This window comes from Sulfobacillus sp. TH-112, from assembly GCF_057473405.1.
In genome coordinates, this window is sequence record NZ_JBYCKN010000046.1 from 1 (window position 1) to 13,695 (window position 13,695).

General features: G+C 53.3%; 14 protein-coding genes. 7 read left to right on the plus strand and 7 right to left on the minus strand.

Features of this window, described 5'->3' with window-relative positions:
• Positions 1-73 precede the first annotated feature (73 nt).
• From ACOJWD_RS02940 to ACOJWD_RS02970, 7 genes are all read left to right on the plus strand, one after another.
• The gene (locus ACOJWD_RS02940; protein ID WP_486991729.1) at positions 74-406 is read left to right on the plus strand and encodes a hypothetical protein; all 333 of its coding nucleotides are present in this window, start codon (positions 74-76) and stop codon (positions 404-406) included.
• A gap of 18 nt (positions 407-424) precedes the next feature.
• Positions 425-1,879, plus strand: a complete 1,455-nt coding sequence (locus ACOJWD_RS02945) for an FAD-dependent thymidylate synthase (protein ID WP_486991730.1) — start codon at positions 425-427, stop codon at positions 1,877-1,879.
• Positions 1,880-1,989: 110 nt separating this feature from the next.
• A complete protein-coding gene (locus ACOJWD_RS02950; protein ID WP_486991731.1) occupies positions 1,990-2,997 on the plus strand; it encodes a tryptophan--tRNA ligase in 1,008 nt (335 codons plus the stop codon).
• 447 nt (positions 2,998-3,444) lie between these two features.
• A complete protein-coding gene (locus ACOJWD_RS02955) occupies positions 3,445-3,921 on the plus strand; it encodes an ArsR/SmtB family transcription factor (protein ID WP_486991732.1) in 477 nt (158 codons plus the stop codon).
• A complete protein-coding gene (locus ACOJWD_RS02960; protein WP_486991733.1) occupies positions 3,918-5,150 on the plus strand; it encodes an MFS transporter in 1,233 nt (410 codons plus the stop codon). Before ACOJWD_RS02955 ends, ACOJWD_RS02960 begins: the two co-directional genes overlap by 4 nt.
• 323 nt (positions 5,151-5,473) lie before the next feature.
• On the plus strand, positions 5,474-7,222 hold the full coding sequence (locus ACOJWD_RS02965; RefSeq protein ID WP_486991734.1) for an SLC13 family permease: 1,749 nt from the start codon (positions 5,474-5,476) through the stop codon (positions 7,220-7,222).
• Between the two features lie 31 nt (positions 7,223-7,253).
• Positions 7,254-7,592, plus strand: a complete 339-nt coding sequence (locus ACOJWD_RS02970) for a pyrimidine dimer DNA glycosylase/endonuclease V (RefSeq protein WP_486991735.1) — start codon at positions 7,254-7,256, stop codon at positions 7,590-7,592.
• A gap of 8 nt (positions 7,593-7,600) precedes the next feature.
• On the opposite strand, the gene ACOJWD_RS02975 is transcribed toward ACOJWD_RS02970, so the two are convergent.
• The 7 genes from ACOJWD_RS02975 to ACOJWD_RS03005 all read right to left on the minus strand — a co-directional run bounded on the left by ACOJWD_RS02975 (position 7,601) and on the right by ACOJWD_RS03005 (position 13,667).
• Positions 7,601-8,617, minus strand: a complete 1,017-nt coding sequence (locus tag ACOJWD_RS02975) for a beta propeller repeat protein (RefSeq protein WP_486991736.1) — start codon at positions 8,615-8,617, stop codon at positions 7,601-7,603.
• A gap of 101 nt (positions 8,618-8,718) precedes the next feature.
• Positions 8,719-9,924: an MFS transporter gene (locus ACOJWD_RS02980; protein WP_486991737.1), complete on the minus strand. Its 1,206-nt coding sequence runs from the start codon at positions 9,922-9,924 to the stop codon at positions 8,719-8,721.
• Between the two features lie 63 nt (positions 9,925-9,987).
• Entirely contained in the window at positions 9,988-10,116 is a 129-nt protein-coding gene (locus tag ACOJWD_RS02985) for a hypothetical protein (protein WP_486991738.1), read from the minus strand.
• A 313-nt stretch (positions 10,117-10,429) separates the two neighbouring features.
• Positions 10,430-10,675 carry a hypothetical protein gene (locus ACOJWD_RS02990; protein ID WP_486991739.1) on the minus strand — a complete coding sequence of 82 codons (246 nt, stop codon included), beginning with the start codon at positions 10,673-10,675 and terminating at the stop codon, positions 10,430-10,432.
• Positions 10,668-11,327 carry a hypothetical protein gene (locus ACOJWD_RS02995; protein ID WP_486991740.1) on the minus strand — a complete coding sequence of 220 codons (660 nt, stop codon included), beginning with the start codon at positions 11,325-11,327 and terminating at the stop codon, positions 10,668-10,670. The genes ACOJWD_RS02990 and ACOJWD_RS02995 overlap by 8 nt, the downstream gene beginning before the upstream one ends.
• A gap of 14 nt (positions 11,328-11,341) precedes the next feature.
• The gene (locus tag ACOJWD_RS03000; RefSeq protein ID WP_486991741.1) at positions 11,342-13,201 is read right to left on the minus strand and encodes an MDR family MFS transporter; all 1,860 of its coding nucleotides are present in this window, start codon (positions 13,199-13,201) and stop codon (positions 11,342-11,344) included.
• Complete coding sequence (locus tag ACOJWD_RS03005) at positions 13,188-13,667, minus strand: MarR family winged helix-turn-helix transcriptional regulator (RefSeq protein ID WP_486991742.1); 480 nt, start codon at positions 13,665-13,667, stop codon at positions 13,188-13,190. Before ACOJWD_RS03005 ends, ACOJWD_RS03000 begins: the two co-directional genes overlap by 14 nt.
• Positions 13,668-13,695 lie beyond the last annotated feature (28 nt).

The following is a 13,695-nucleotide window of genomic DNA, read 5'->3' on the forward strand; positions in this document are numbered from 1 at the left end:
CGACAAATTGTTACACTGGGTTGCGTGAATTGACAGATATTGCGATAATTATGCTCTAAGGAGGCGCATACCTATGATGAGCTTACAACAGCAACTCATCGGCCCACATCTATGGGTCAAGCGAACCCCCGAGTGGAGTGCGGTGTTGGACACCCTCGCGCTTCCCTTGTTGCGAGATCACGAACGCGACGCCTTAGTTGATTATATCGATTTAGACGAACGCCGCATTGACTGGGACGGGATTCATCGCACCGCCCAATCATTCAATTCCGAAGCCCGTATCTTGCTGCATATTGCGCATGCCCTCTATAATGGAGGAGATTGCCAACTTGCATCGTTAGAAGAACTATCTAGTGCCGGGCGGTCGGCGGCGATTCTTCTCATCGCGCAGCGGTACCGCGAATAATCCATTAAGGAGTCTCCTATGCCCGTGATCTACGCGCTGTCCCATGTTCCACCTGAAGTAAGTGCTTATGGGATGGCCAAGTATTCTCGTTCTAGCGCATCAATGCGTGAGAGCTTGTTAGAGTTGTCACAACAAAAGGCCGAGGCGTTTCTCAATACCTTCTATTTTTCGTACGGACATGCCTCGATTGCCGATTTGGCCCATGTACCACTGGCCATAGAACAAATTTCGCTACTCGCCGCGATGGATATTGTTGATGAACCGCTATGGGACGGTCAAGAACGATCCACGCGTTATCAGGACTTCACCCATAGTCCGTATTTCACCCCCGATGCCCCCAGCGCCTACTACGCTCGGGGCATCGAGGCATTATTTTCTCTGTATCAGTCCATTTTCAGCACCGCAGAAGCTGCTCTACGAGACCGTTATCCAAAGCCGGACACCATGCGGGATGGCGCCTATCGACGAACCATCAAAGCACGAGCATTTGACTTGGCTCGTTATGCCCTCCCGTTAGCGACTCTCACCAGCTTAGGGCAAGTGACCAACGCTCGCATTCTGGAACAACAGATTCGTCGTTTGATGTCCTCGCCCTGGCAAGAGATCCGAGAGATCGCTCAAGGAATGAAGGCTGCTGTGGTCAAAGAGTCCCCCTTCAATCTTTTGGAAGCCCGCTTGGCCCATTTAGGGATCCCGATCCCCAAAGAGATCTGCGAAGAAATGAGTCCCGGACCCATAGCGCCTACCTTGACCAAATATACCGATGCTGACCAATATCGGTTATCGCGTCAGACTTATCTTGATGCCGTCGTCAAAGAACTCTTTTTAGGATTTTCGCCATCGCCGCAACCGGTCGTGCTCCACCCCCTAGAAAATCCACTGGATGACCAATTGGCGGGACTCATTTACGGATCCTCTCGTCTTTCCTATGCCGACATCACCGAACGCCTCAAAGCACTATCGACTCCCCAAAAAGAAGAAATCTTAGGGGAGGTGTTACGATTGCGAGGCCCGCACGATGATTGGCCTCGTGAACTGCACCAACGGCCCTTAATCTTTGATGTCACCGTCGATGTCGGGGCCTACCGCGATTTAAATCGACACCGTCGTCTGGATAAGGTGGTGCAACCCTTAGATTGGGAATTCGGGTATGACGTGCCAGAGGAACTGACCGATCTGGGACTGCAAGACGCCTATCAAACGCTCTTGGATGCGCATTATGGCACCCTTCACCAGTATCCGCAGCACGAACAACCCTATCTCCTGCCGCTTTCCCATCGGCGCCGGGCCCTATTGCGCATGGACTTCGCGGAAGCCGCCTATTTGATTGAGCTCCGCTCCCGTTCGAGTGGACACTTTAGCTATCGACGAATCGCTAATGCCATGTATGAAGCGCTTACGTCCGCGTATCCGGCTATCCAGCCAGCGATCCGCGTCACCCCGTTCGAACAGTTTGACCCTTTTGAACGCTAGCCGGTTTCGCGCGGCAACAAAAAATCGCGTATCATAGGTAACGAGAAATGAGGATAAAGACAAACGAGGCGCGACGAGTGGCGTCTCGCATGATGAGTAGAGGTGGAACGATGGCCGACAAAATTATCCTTACCGGGATTAAACCCACCGGTGAGCCGCATTTAGGAAACTACGTGGGAATGATTCGCCCGGCGCTGCACTTGGTCGAAGGCCAAGACCGCGTGAACTATTACTTCATTGCTGACTATCACGCCCTCACCGGGCTCAAGAATGCCGACGAGTTGCGCACGTACACGCACTCGGTGGCGGCGGCCTGGATTGCTCTTGGACTAAACCCCCAAGAGGTGGTCTTCTATCGTCAGTCCGATATTCCCGAAGTGTTTGAGCTCAGCTGGATTTTAGCGTGTTTTTCCCCTAAGGGTCTCATGAACCGCGCTCATGCGTATAAAGCACAGGTGCAAAGAAACCAAGAAAACGCGGAGGACGATCTGGATGCCGGCGTCAATATGGGGCTTTATACCTATCCCATATTGATGGCCGCGGACATTCTCATTATGCGCTCTCACTGGGTACCGGTCGGAAGCGATCAAGTCCAACATGTGGAGATCGCCCGCGACCTCGCGCAATATTTTAATCGTCAATATCAGAGCACGCTTTTTAATCTTCCCGAAGCACGTATTGAAGAAGCGGGTGCCGTCATTCCTGGTCTGGATGGCCGTAAGATGAGTAAGAGTTATGGCAACACCATTCCCATTTTTACGTCGTCGGACAAGCTAAAAAAGCTGGTCTTTAAAATTGCGACCGATTCCACTCCCCCAGGCGAGCCTAAAAATCCGGACTCCTCCACCTTATTTCAACTCTATCGGTTGCTAGCCACGGCTGAGCAAACCGCGGCGATGAAGGCCGCATATCTTAACGGCATTTCCTGGAAAGATGCTAAAGAAGCTCTCTTCGCTTTGTTGGATGACCATCTTCGAGGGCCTCGGGAAACCTATCAGACCCTCTTAGAAGATCCAAGTTACCTCGAGAACATCCTCTTAGAGGGGAGAAATCAGGCTCGGCAGGTCGCATCGGAAACCATGGCGATCGTGCGAAAAACAGTTGGCATTGCTGGGTAAGTAACTATAGGGATCGCCCCTTCATTCTCGAAGCTTTTCCCAGTTGAGAATGGCAGCTCCTGGCCTCGAAGAGTTCCCCAACGACGACACCCGCCCTCACGGACTGTCCTCGTTGGGGGGAAATCGGGCAACACTGCACCCACAAAAACATCTTGGGCACCTTGGGATTTATCGAGCCCGAAACTCACTTCCTCATGCTACCGCTGTCAGGGCACGCCACCGTGCCCAGCTCAAATGATGTCTACCCAATCCCCTTACCTGGTCCTATCAGGTAAGCACTATTGTCGTCCACTTTTCTAGTCTGTGATTCATTGCCGCCCATTGAGACCGTACGATCCTGCGCCCCCCTCCCCTCAGGACATTTTCCGCATCTTGTGATATTGCGGCGGTTTAATCTGTGTTATAGTACGATCTAAAATACAGATCATTGAGAGAGAGGGTGGCCCCTTGACCCAAGAAAAGCGACTCGTATTAACTGAGGGACAAAGCCAACTGATCGCCCATCCATTGCGTATTCGCATTCTTCATGCTCTATCCGGCAAAGAACTTACGGCGGCGCAAGTGGCTGACGCGTTAGGCGAAAGTCGTGGCAACGTGCACTATCATATCCAAAAACTTTACGCGGGGGGACTTCTAGAACTGACCCGAACCGAGCCCCATGGTGGCATCATGGAACGCTACTACCTCGCGCCCACTACGCGCTTTGGACTATCCAGTCAAGGTAATCGTGCCTCATCCTCCCCCATGAGGATTCAAACCTGGCTAGAGAGAACTCCCGCCGAAGCTGAAACTCTCTTGGAAACGCTGGAAGCGCTCCTCGGTGCCTGGGAACGGGTGGGTTCTCTTGAGACCAAAGCAGCACCTACATGGAAAGTCACCGTCACTTTCGAACCGATTCTCTCTGACGAGGACAGCACCTCATGATCCGACGTGGGGCCATCACGATCCTCTTAATTGGGCTAGGCATCTCAGTATTAGGAGACCAAGTCTATCTCATCGCTCTCAATGTCTCGGTCCTGGCCCGCACCCACTCCTCGATCGCCGTCGCTGGGCTATGGATAGCTCCACAACTCGCGGGGCTCTTCTTGGGAAGCTTTATGGGCAGTTTGGCCGACCGATGGGATCGGCGGTTTAGCCTCGTGAGTGCGAATCTTATCAGCGCCATCTTCATTGGCGTCATTCCTCTATTGCACAACATCATGGCGATTTACGGAGCGATATTTGTCGTGGCCACGTGCAATGCGCTATTTACCGCCTCCCTGGCCTCTTATATAAAAATTTTGGTTCCACCTACTCGCTGGGCTCGAGTGAGTGCTCTTCGCGGACTCTTGTCCTACGGATCGTTGGTTTTGGGTCCGGCCTTAGCTGGCCTTCTCCTCATTCATGGCAAACCCGGAACCGCCATCTGGCTTGATGCGATCACCTTTCTCATCTCCGCCGCGACATTGATGATATTACCCCGCCTCAACCCAGACCCGACCGAACTCTTGACAACCCCACGACGGCGGCCTGGTTGGATCACCGATCTGCAAACGGTGAAAAACTTCTTAAATACACACCGGCGGGTCCTTGCCGTCATCGTGGGGTTTTCCGCGTTAATGATCTTTGGCACCGCAGCCGATGCGCAAGAGGTGGTGTTTACGCGAGCCGCCCTGCATCTTAGTCAGTCAGGATATGGGTATTTGGTGAGTGCAGCTGGTATCGGTTATGTGATAGGGGCTCTCATAAGCTATGCCCTCGGGAAACGACTGTCGATGCGCATGGCCCTTGGCATCGCGGCGACCCTAAGTGCAAGTAGTTACCTCTTTTATGCCCGCTCGACTAGCTTTCTTGAAGCAGCGATAGCTCTCGTGCTGTTGGGCATCTTCCAATCACAGGTCAGCGTGGGATATACCGTCTACCTCCAAGAATCCCTACCCACTGAATCTATGGGGCGAATTATAGGGACCGTTAACGCAGGACGAAGTGGCCTTATCGTCATCGCTATTTTGGCGGGTGGTGTACTCGCCCGCATTACCTCGGTGCGATTCATGATGACAGGAGCGTCCGCCCTAGCGGTCCTCGGTGGTTTAGGGCTCACCGTCCTGTTCTTCGCTCCTTGGTCTCAAGCCCGACTCATGTCAAAAGAGACTACCGACTGCGAGTCCCTATAGATATCCACCTATGGACAAAAATCCGATGGCGAAGCCAGATTTCAAAAAAAATCGATGGCTAACGTCTTAAGCGCCGGTCTGCGGTAATCCACGAAACGGCGTATCACGGAGCACACGTCGTGATATGATGGCAATGATTCTAGAAATTCATGAACGTTTTCACTGCCGCGTCGGATGACACATAGTGTGTCGCTATCAAAGGTTCTCGTTCCACCAAATATGATAAATCAATCGAATACTATAAAAGCAGTCCGTGAAGCTGAGGGAGGCATTCCGATATTTCGACCGATACCGCTATCGTACTAGGTATTTTTCTTGTCACCATGGGCCTTTTAGCCTCTAATCGCGTGCGCATTGATGTGGTGGGTCTCATTGTCATGGCACTTCTCGGTATCACTCACGTGGTGACCGTCTCCACACTGTTTTCGGGATTTTCTTCGGAGGCCGTAATCCTGATTGCGGGAATGCTGGCGTTGGGAGAGGCGCTCGTGGTGTCTGGCACCACCGGCTGGTTGGGTCGCCTCATGGAGAAAATCGGGGGAAAAGGCGCAAACCGACTCTCGACCATTCTCATGTCGATTTCCTCGATTCCCTCCGCCTTCATTAGTGATGTGGGTTTAGTAGGGATGTTTATCCCCGTCGTCCGAGATCTCCATCAGCGAACCGAAGTGCCGGTACGACGTCTCCTCATGCCGCTCGCGGTAGGAGCGACCCTAGGGGGCCTCTTAACCATGGTGGGGAGCGCAGGCAACATTGTTGCCAATACCGCCCTCCAAAGCGCCGGGTTCAAACCGATTGCGCTCTTTGGGGTGACGCCGCTCGCCGTCTGCATTCTTGTGGTCGGCGTTCTCTTCATGACGATTTTCGGTCGCTATCTTCTACCCAATCCTCATGGTACCACAGTCCCTCTCGAAAGCCATGCCGACGCATTGAGAGAATATGTGACCGAATTGACCCTCTCGAAAGACTCGAAACTGATTGGAAAGACCCTCGGAGATTCAGAAATATTTCGCGATCAAGGCATCACGGTGGTCCGGGTACTGCGAGGAAAGGAGTCTTATCCTGCCAAACAATCTCTGACATTTGAGCCGCATGATTCCCTTTTAGTGCTCGGCGATGTCGAGGCTATTACCTCACAAGATCATAGCCAATACGGGCTCAATGTCGCAGGCGAGACCGAAGAAACGGCCAAAGCCCGTGCACAAGGGTCGGAAAAAATTGTGGAAATTCTTATTGGGCATCGTTCCCATTGGACCTCAAAAACAGTCGTGCAACTGAACCTTCGCCGTCGCTGGGGACTCAGTGTGCTCGGCCTCTATCGCGAAGGGCAGCTAGTCTATCGCCATCTTGCGACCATTTCACTGCGGGTGGGAGACATTCTTTTAGTCCAAGGAAGCTCTGATGACATTCCCGCTTTGCATCGAGAGCACGGAGTCATTTTATTAAGCGAACCGGAGGTGCGCGCGCCGTCGCGTCCCTATGGCGTTTATCTTGCCCCCATTATTTTATTAGGTGCCCTACTATTGGCCGCCTTCAATGTGCTGCCAATCCAGATCGCCATTGTAGCAGGCTTATTACTCATGATTCTGACCAAAATTTTGGATCCGGGCGACGCCTATCGAGCCATTGAGTGGCGCATTATTGTGTTTGTGGCCGGGATGATTCCCCTCAGTACGGCGCTCATTCGCACAGGCATTACAGAAGACATGGTCCATGGTCTTCGGGCAGTGAGCCACCTGGCATCCGGGCACTGGTTTATGATTCTCATCCTCTTTGTGGCAGCCGCACTGTTAACCCAAATCCTCTCCAATATTGCCACCGTGCTAGTGTTGGGCCCAGTCGCGGCAGAACTGGCGCGACAAATAGGCGTTCATCCGTATCCCTTGGTGATAGCGGTCATGGTGGCGGTTTCAGCTTCTCCACTCACCCCGCTCGCCAATAAGGTGGACCTCTTAATCATGGGGCCGGGAGGTTACCGTTATGGGGATTTTCTGCGACTCGGTATTCCTTTTACGGCACTCATGGCTTTGGTCTCCATGGCCCTAATTCCCTTATTCTTCCCATTCCATTAACATCAGTTCTATTCACAAAAGGAGACTCGCCATGCGCATTTGGGATATCCCCGCCGAGGAATTAGATCGGCAGCACCTTTTAGGAGAACATCGGGAATTGCATGCGCTCTGGACCATTCTCACCGAGGGCAAATCGGGCTATCGCCATCACCCAGAAACGTTACGCTGGATAGGGAAACTAGGCGCTCTCTTTCGTCGCCATGACGAATTAGTCCACGAAATGACGCGTCGCGGCTATCACCACCATAGCCCGCTCAATCGCGATCGCATCCCAGATGCGGAATGGGCCATCCCGCAAGAAGAGTTTCTCCTCTCCCTCGACGGCCAGCGGCAATTGCTGAAGACCAAGGCACAAACTTCCTCCCAATAGGATTCTCGCTACGCATGCCAAGTCGCGCCTCCATTGGTACTCACTTCGTGGATGGCCTTTCCGTGAAACGGAGTGATAGAAAGCAACAAAACCCCATGATCGGACTGCAACGAGATTCCCATCGCCGGATTGTTCAACGGAATCTCCGAATAAGACCAGAGATGTCCACCGTCTTGAGTGCGAAAGATCCCGACATCGGCTGTCGCCATATAGGCATTGGCTAAGACTCCGTCGTTCCCATTGATCCACTGCATAGCCACCGAGCCTGCCCCTCCCAGAAAGGTACAGGGGCTGTCTTTGGCGCTACAACGCATATTGGTGGTTTTTAGAAGACTCCACTGGCGTCCACCATTTGATGTTCCCAAGAGATAGTAGGCTTGTTGGGCCGTTCCGGGCTCTCCCGCCAAGAGTATCCACCCCGTGGACCGATTCACAAATTCACGCATATATCCTTCTGGCTCCGGTTCAAGACCTGGGGCCAGCCCCGGAATATATTGCTCTCTCATCAAATGGGCAATTTGTGTCAGAGAGGCGCTCATAGGATGATGCCAGCTTGCGTAAATCCTTTGTCCCTGTGACTTCTCGTTCGGATTGATCTCAAGATTAAAAGTATAGAGGGTCCCTCGCGCCGATAGGATTTGGGCATCGAAATCCGTTCCATCGGCCGTCACGGAGAGTACCGAATACGGAGAAAACACCCGGGTATAAGACTCCGTGCCCACCGGCACCATGGGAATAAGTTGCTCAAAATTCGGTGTCAATAGCGGACTTCTTGCTAATTGCAAGGTAGAAAATCGTCCGTCGATGGACGATGTTGTGACGCCATTTTGCGTGACGGTATTAGCAACATGCCAACGCGACGGGATTGTGACTGACATCCCGAGGAGATGCACCACACGAAATATCGGGGGCTTGCGAGAATGGATCCCGACGGTCTCTCGATAACCCGGGCTACCAGCCGTCAGCACGCCCACCACCATCAGAAGACTGAGACCCAACTTGCCCGCCCGCCCCCAATACCCCATCCATCGCACATCCTCTCCCATAACTTATCAATATAACGCTCCCCAAGTACCGGACGTCACAAGAAAGAGGGTGGCCAAGGGGGATCAAGCCCCAGCATGGGCTATCCTGCCATATTCACCCCCCGCGAGGCCTTGCGCCTCTTGACCAAGTAGCCTGTCATGGCAATTCCCCCTCCTAAGAGAACATAGGTGAGCCGTAGATGGTGGACTTCCATGGCCCATCCTGCTATCGGGAAGATCACCATCATGGCGAGGCTAAATCCGGCGCTTGGCAACGACAAAATCGTGGCCCGCAGGGCATCCGGTATCATCTGATTCAGTGTCGCCTCGTAAATGGGGTCGACCATACCGTCCAGCCCCGATGCCGTGAAATATCCCATCACGGCACCGTTGAGAGGTAGACATCCGATCGCCGCAACGGCGATCCCTAGCGCCCGTGTACCCCATCTCAACATGCCCTCCGGCCGGGTAGTACGACTCAAACGGCCACCCCACCAACTGCCAATAGCCGTCAGAAGTTCCCCTCCGGCCACCAAAAGGGTGGCAAGACTCACGCTCGCCCCTTTTAACACCAGGGTGGATTGCGCGTATAGATTATTGGTGGTGACCAAGGACGCTATCATGGCGCCAAACGCCACCCAAGTCCACAGTCCGGGATATGATGTCACGACGCGATACCCCTGACGGATACTCTCCACGGTTGCAGTCCATGACCAGGTTTCACGGCGGCCTATGTGTTCCAATCGTGGTTCTGCGATCAGTACGAGCGTACCCATCGCCAGGAGCGGTGAGACCATGGCCATGGCATAGGGCACGCCCCACCCACCGCGACGCACTAATATCCCTCCCAGGGCCGTCGCTAAGGCCCGCGTCAATAAATTGAGGGCTAATACCCGTCCGTAGGCGCGTCCAAAGTCATTCTTCTCGGGTTGCGGTGCCACGAGTGCAAATAATAGGGCGCGATCGGCACCGCCAATGAATGCCCAAGACAGGGATCCCAACGATACCGCGAGGAGACCCAGTGCAAAACTCTTAGGGGCCAAGAGAAACATTGCCCCCAGCGTCAACGAATGAATGGCAAGACCTACCCCAAGACTCAAGCGTCGCCCTAGCCTATCAGCAAATAGTCCTGTCGGCACCTCCGCAAACAAGGCGACCAAATGAAATCCGGCTTCGGCGAGTCCCACCTGAAACAGAGACCAATGGCAATGCAAAAGATAGAGAATCCAGAGTCCTCCGGTGGGATTAAATGCCCATAAGATCGTAAAGGCATAGAATGCGTGAATAGAGCGTGATACTGACACCATCAAATCCTCCTCTAATGAAAAATCTCGGGCGGGTGCCCGAGCATCAAAGGAGTAGCCGTTATCCTATCCGGTATACGGTAATCCCAGTGCCACGGCTACACCCAAAAACGGCAAGAAAGAGACTCCTCCCTTGGTCCATTTTTGAGCATGTCCGAGGTGGAACGGAAAGCTCCAATTCCCCATCATCCGCACTGAAATCACCTCCATCGTGAAGAAAGTATAGCATGAAGTCCTCATGAAGTGGCGCGCTATGGATTGAAATGGCTTTTGCTCGCGAAAATGCACCCTCACGTCCGGCGGATAGTCCTCTACCCAACCCACGGACACACTTTTCAAAAGAGTGCCGTCATGGCGACAAAAGTGCACAAGAGAAAGCCGCCTATCTGGGCACGTTCCCTACCTCAGACAGGCGGCTTTGATGTCATCCCCACCGGATTCTCAAAGAAAGTGCGGTCTTGCGATGAACTCTCCCGACCGAAGTCGTCCCGGAGCCCATCATCACCGTTTACCTGTCGCGGGACTCCCCGCGATGACGGTGAATCAGCTCCGTCATGCCAAAGATCCATTGCAAGAGGAAGGTGACCGCAGATATCACAATAAGGGCGGCTCCGGCCACTTCATCCATGCGACTGGGAAGACGATGCGCTGAAAACCCCACCCAAGTAGGCGCGAGAAGTAACCAGATTCCACCAAGCATAACAATGAAGAGGCCCACATGCCCAAGTTGTAGCCCGCCTTTGCGACTATTCATGATCTCCCTCCCCTCGTCCAACCGGGACCCACTGGTCTTGTCGAGATTGCTGAATTTCTTGCAGGAGACTGGCCGCCATTTGCTGCAACTGGGCATCACTCATGAGAGCCAACGGCTCATCGCCCTCGGAATGGTCGCTACGAGAGGTATCTTTTGATGGCGCTTCCACCGGCCCCGTAGACGGTTCGGTGTGAATTTCTTGCAAAAGTGCCTCGGCTACCCGCACTAATTCCTCCTCAGAAATAGGCTGATCATCCGCGTTCACAAGCGCCTCTTGTGGCAATAAATGTTCCTCATCGGCCCACTCTTTAACAAGTGAGGTGGCGTATTGCAAGAGATCCTCATCACTCACTGAAGTTTTGGCCTCCGATGGTGTCTCATCCTGATAGGGTTTCTCGTCAACCCGGGTGGGCCGACTCAAAATTCCCTCCTCCACCAATTGATGGGTGAGGCTGGCTCGGTAGAGCATCAGCGTCGCGACTCCCATCACCACCACGCCGATCCCACTCCAAAAATCGGTGACCGTCGCCTTTGACCAAGACGCATGCCCACTTTGAGTACCATCCAACCAAGGACTGATCGCGAGAAAAAGTCCTATGAGGGCTGCCACGGTACTGCCCACTATGGCTGTCACTGAACGTCCTATACGCATCGTCTTCACCTCTCTCACGATTCTTGCGTTTTTGTGGCTGCCATTTCCGCTTCTGCGGATGTCAAGATGGGGTCCGTTTCCTTCACATAACGGTTTAACAGTGTGGCTGCAAGCGATCGGGCGCGCGTGCGCTCAGCCTCTGTAGCGAAACTCCCCTTCACAATGCGATTGGCTAGAGCCAATCCGACCACAGCACGAGCGGATCGGGCATCAAGCCGAGTCGCGCTATTCTCGACTACCATTTCCATCTGTCCGGACTTCTTCAGTTCAATTTCTGGGAGAAAGAACGTGGATACGAGCGCCAAGGCCATTAGAACAGCACCTAGCATAAACACCCGGTCAGTCCCCATCGCTAGGGCCACCCGCACTCCGTGCAATAGAGAATGGGCCAACGCGATGCCGGCGGCACCAAACTTTGAAAAAGTGTTGTCTAACTGCGCTGACGCACTGGGACTCAGCAAGACCGAAGGATTTGAAATACTGGCGAGTGCACTATGAGGCAATACGGCCTGCACCTTGGCCGGAATTTGCTTCGGTAGTTCTTGGGTAAACCGAGCCGTCAGTATAGAACCAAATATCGCAATTCCGACGGTGCCTCCAATGGAACGGAAGAACTGCACCGTTGCCGTCACTGAACCCATCATGCTCAAGGGAAACGCGTTCTGAACCACAATGGTGAAAAGGCTCATTAAGGTTCCCATACCGAGACCGGTGACTATCATATCCCGAATGACGAGCCCATTGTGAGCACTGGCATGCATTTGCGACATGAGGAGCATACCTCCGACAGAAATCACCATGGTCACAATGGCCAGCATCTTGTACTTCCCCGTACGTGACATGATTTGACCGCCCAAAATACTAGAGGCCATAAATCCCAACATCATCGGGGTGAGAACAATTCCGGAGTTGGCGGCAGAATCACCAACCACCGCTTGAGTGAAGAGCGGGATGTACATAATGGCGCCAAACATCCCCAACGACACTAAGAAAGAGACCGCGACGCTGACCGCGAAAATATTATTTTTAAAGAGCCTCGGATCAATAATCGGCTCGGGCGTGCGAAGCTCCCACAAGATGAAAGCGATCCAGGCCACTACGCTGAGTGCGAAACTCCCTAGGACGTGCCAGTTGCCCCAAGCGTAAGAATTACCAGCCCAGGAAAAGCCGAGTAACATGGGAACCGCCGCCACCACCAAGATGGACGAGCCCCAATAGTCCACCTTATGCTCGGTCTTGCGATACATTGACGGCAGGGCAATGGCACAGAAGATTAAAGCCAGCGCTCCAATCGGCATATTCACGTAAAACACATAGCGCCATCCCCAGTTATCGGTAATGGCTCCACCGGCCCACGGTCCTAAAATCGAAGCAAAGCCGAAGACCGCCATTAATAGCCCTTGCCAACGACCGCGTTCGGCGGGTGGGAAAAGGTCGCCGATGATGGCCAAGACAATAGGCATCATCGCTCCCGCGCCGAGCCCCTGAATTCCGCGGTATAAAATCAATTGGGTCATGTCATGCGAGGTGCCAGAGAGCGCCGATCCCGCTAGGAAAATTGCCATCCCCAAAAGATAGAACGGCTTTCTCCCGTAAATGTCAGAGAGCTTGCCATATAGGGGCACGGTGACCGTCGAAGCTAAAAGATAGCTGGTGGTCACCCAAGCATACTCCTTTAATCCATGCAAATCCGCAATAATCCGTGGCATGGCGGTACCGACGACGGTCTGGTCCACTGCCGAGAGCAACATTCCGAGCATCACGCTAATGAGAATCATCACAACGCGCTGTTGGCTCACTTGCGAGCGAAGTGCCCTTGAGGGATCGATGTGGGTGCGGGATTTTTGACCCATCGTCGCATTATTCACTGCCATATTTATTCTCTCCTCCGTTCTTTCCACTTTCATGATGACTTGCGGCTTTCAAGAGGCCGGTTAATCCCTGTTGCAGAGCCGCTAACTCATCCTCACTCATACGCTTTAGCCAGGTCCGGAGCATATCCGATCCCGCTTCAGCACTCGTTCTCAAGTCCTGTCCTTTCAGACTTAACACGCATTGGGTCACCCGCCTATCTTCCGGGTGGGAAGAGCGCTCAACTAGACCGGCGCGAACCAGTTGATCTACGACCTGACTGGCTGACGACAGTCCAACATTGAGTTCCTTGGCGATGAGACCGACCGATGGATTGCCATCTTTCGCAATCACAAAGAAGGCCTTGATTTGGCCTAATGTCAAGTCGCTATGGATCCAGGCATCTTCCTGTTGCAGACTGAAGGCTTGTTTGAGACCGTGCATCCGTTCGAGCACCATCTCAATATGCGTGTCCTGAATCTCCTTCACCACACTCACCTCACTTGAATAACTTAAG

Bases quoted from the DNA above. Each gene is read 5' to 3' on its own strand.
- ACOJWD_RS02940 (WP_486991729.1), top strand. From the start codon at position 74: ATGATGAGCTTACAACAGCAACTCATCGGCCCACATCTATGGGTCAAG.
- ACOJWD_RS02945 (WP_486991730.1), top strand. From the start codon at position 425: ATGCCCGTGATCTACGCGCTGTCCCATGTTCCACCTGAAGTAAGTGCT.
- ACOJWD_RS02950 (WP_486991731.1), top strand. From the start codon at position 1,990: ATGGCCGACAAAATTATCCTTACCGGGATTAAACCCACCGGTGAGCCG.
- ACOJWD_RS02960 (WP_486991733.1), top strand. From the start codon at position 3,918: ATGATCCGACGTGGGGCCATCACGATCCTCTTAATTGGGCTAGGCATC.
- ACOJWD_RS02965 (WP_486991734.1), top strand. From the start codon at position 5,474: ATGGGCCTTTTAGCCTCTAATCGCGTGCGCATTGATGTGGTGGGTCTC.
- ACOJWD_RS02970 (WP_486991735.1), top strand. From the start codon at position 7,254: ATGCGCATTTGGGATATCCCCGCCGAGGAATTAGATCGGCAGCACCTT.
- ACOJWD_RS02975 (WP_486991736.1), bottom strand. From the start codon at position 8,617: ATGGGGTATTGGGGGCGGGCGGGCAAGTTGGGTCTCAGTCTTCTGATG.
- ACOJWD_RS02980 (WP_486991737.1), bottom strand. From the start codon at position 9,924: ATGGTGTCAGTATCACGCTCTATTCACGCATTCTATGCCTTTACGATC.
- ACOJWD_RS02990 (WP_486991739.1), bottom strand. From the start codon at position 10,675: ATGAATAGTCGCAAAGGCGGGCTACAACTTGGGCATGTGGGCCTCTTC.
- ACOJWD_RS02995 (WP_486991740.1), bottom strand. From the start codon at position 11,327: ATGCGTATAGGACGTTCAGTGACAGCCATAGTGGGCAGTACCGTGGCA.
- ACOJWD_RS03000 (WP_486991741.1), bottom strand. From the start codon at position 13,201: ATGGCAGTGAATAATGCGACGATGGGTCAAAAATCCCGCACCCACATC.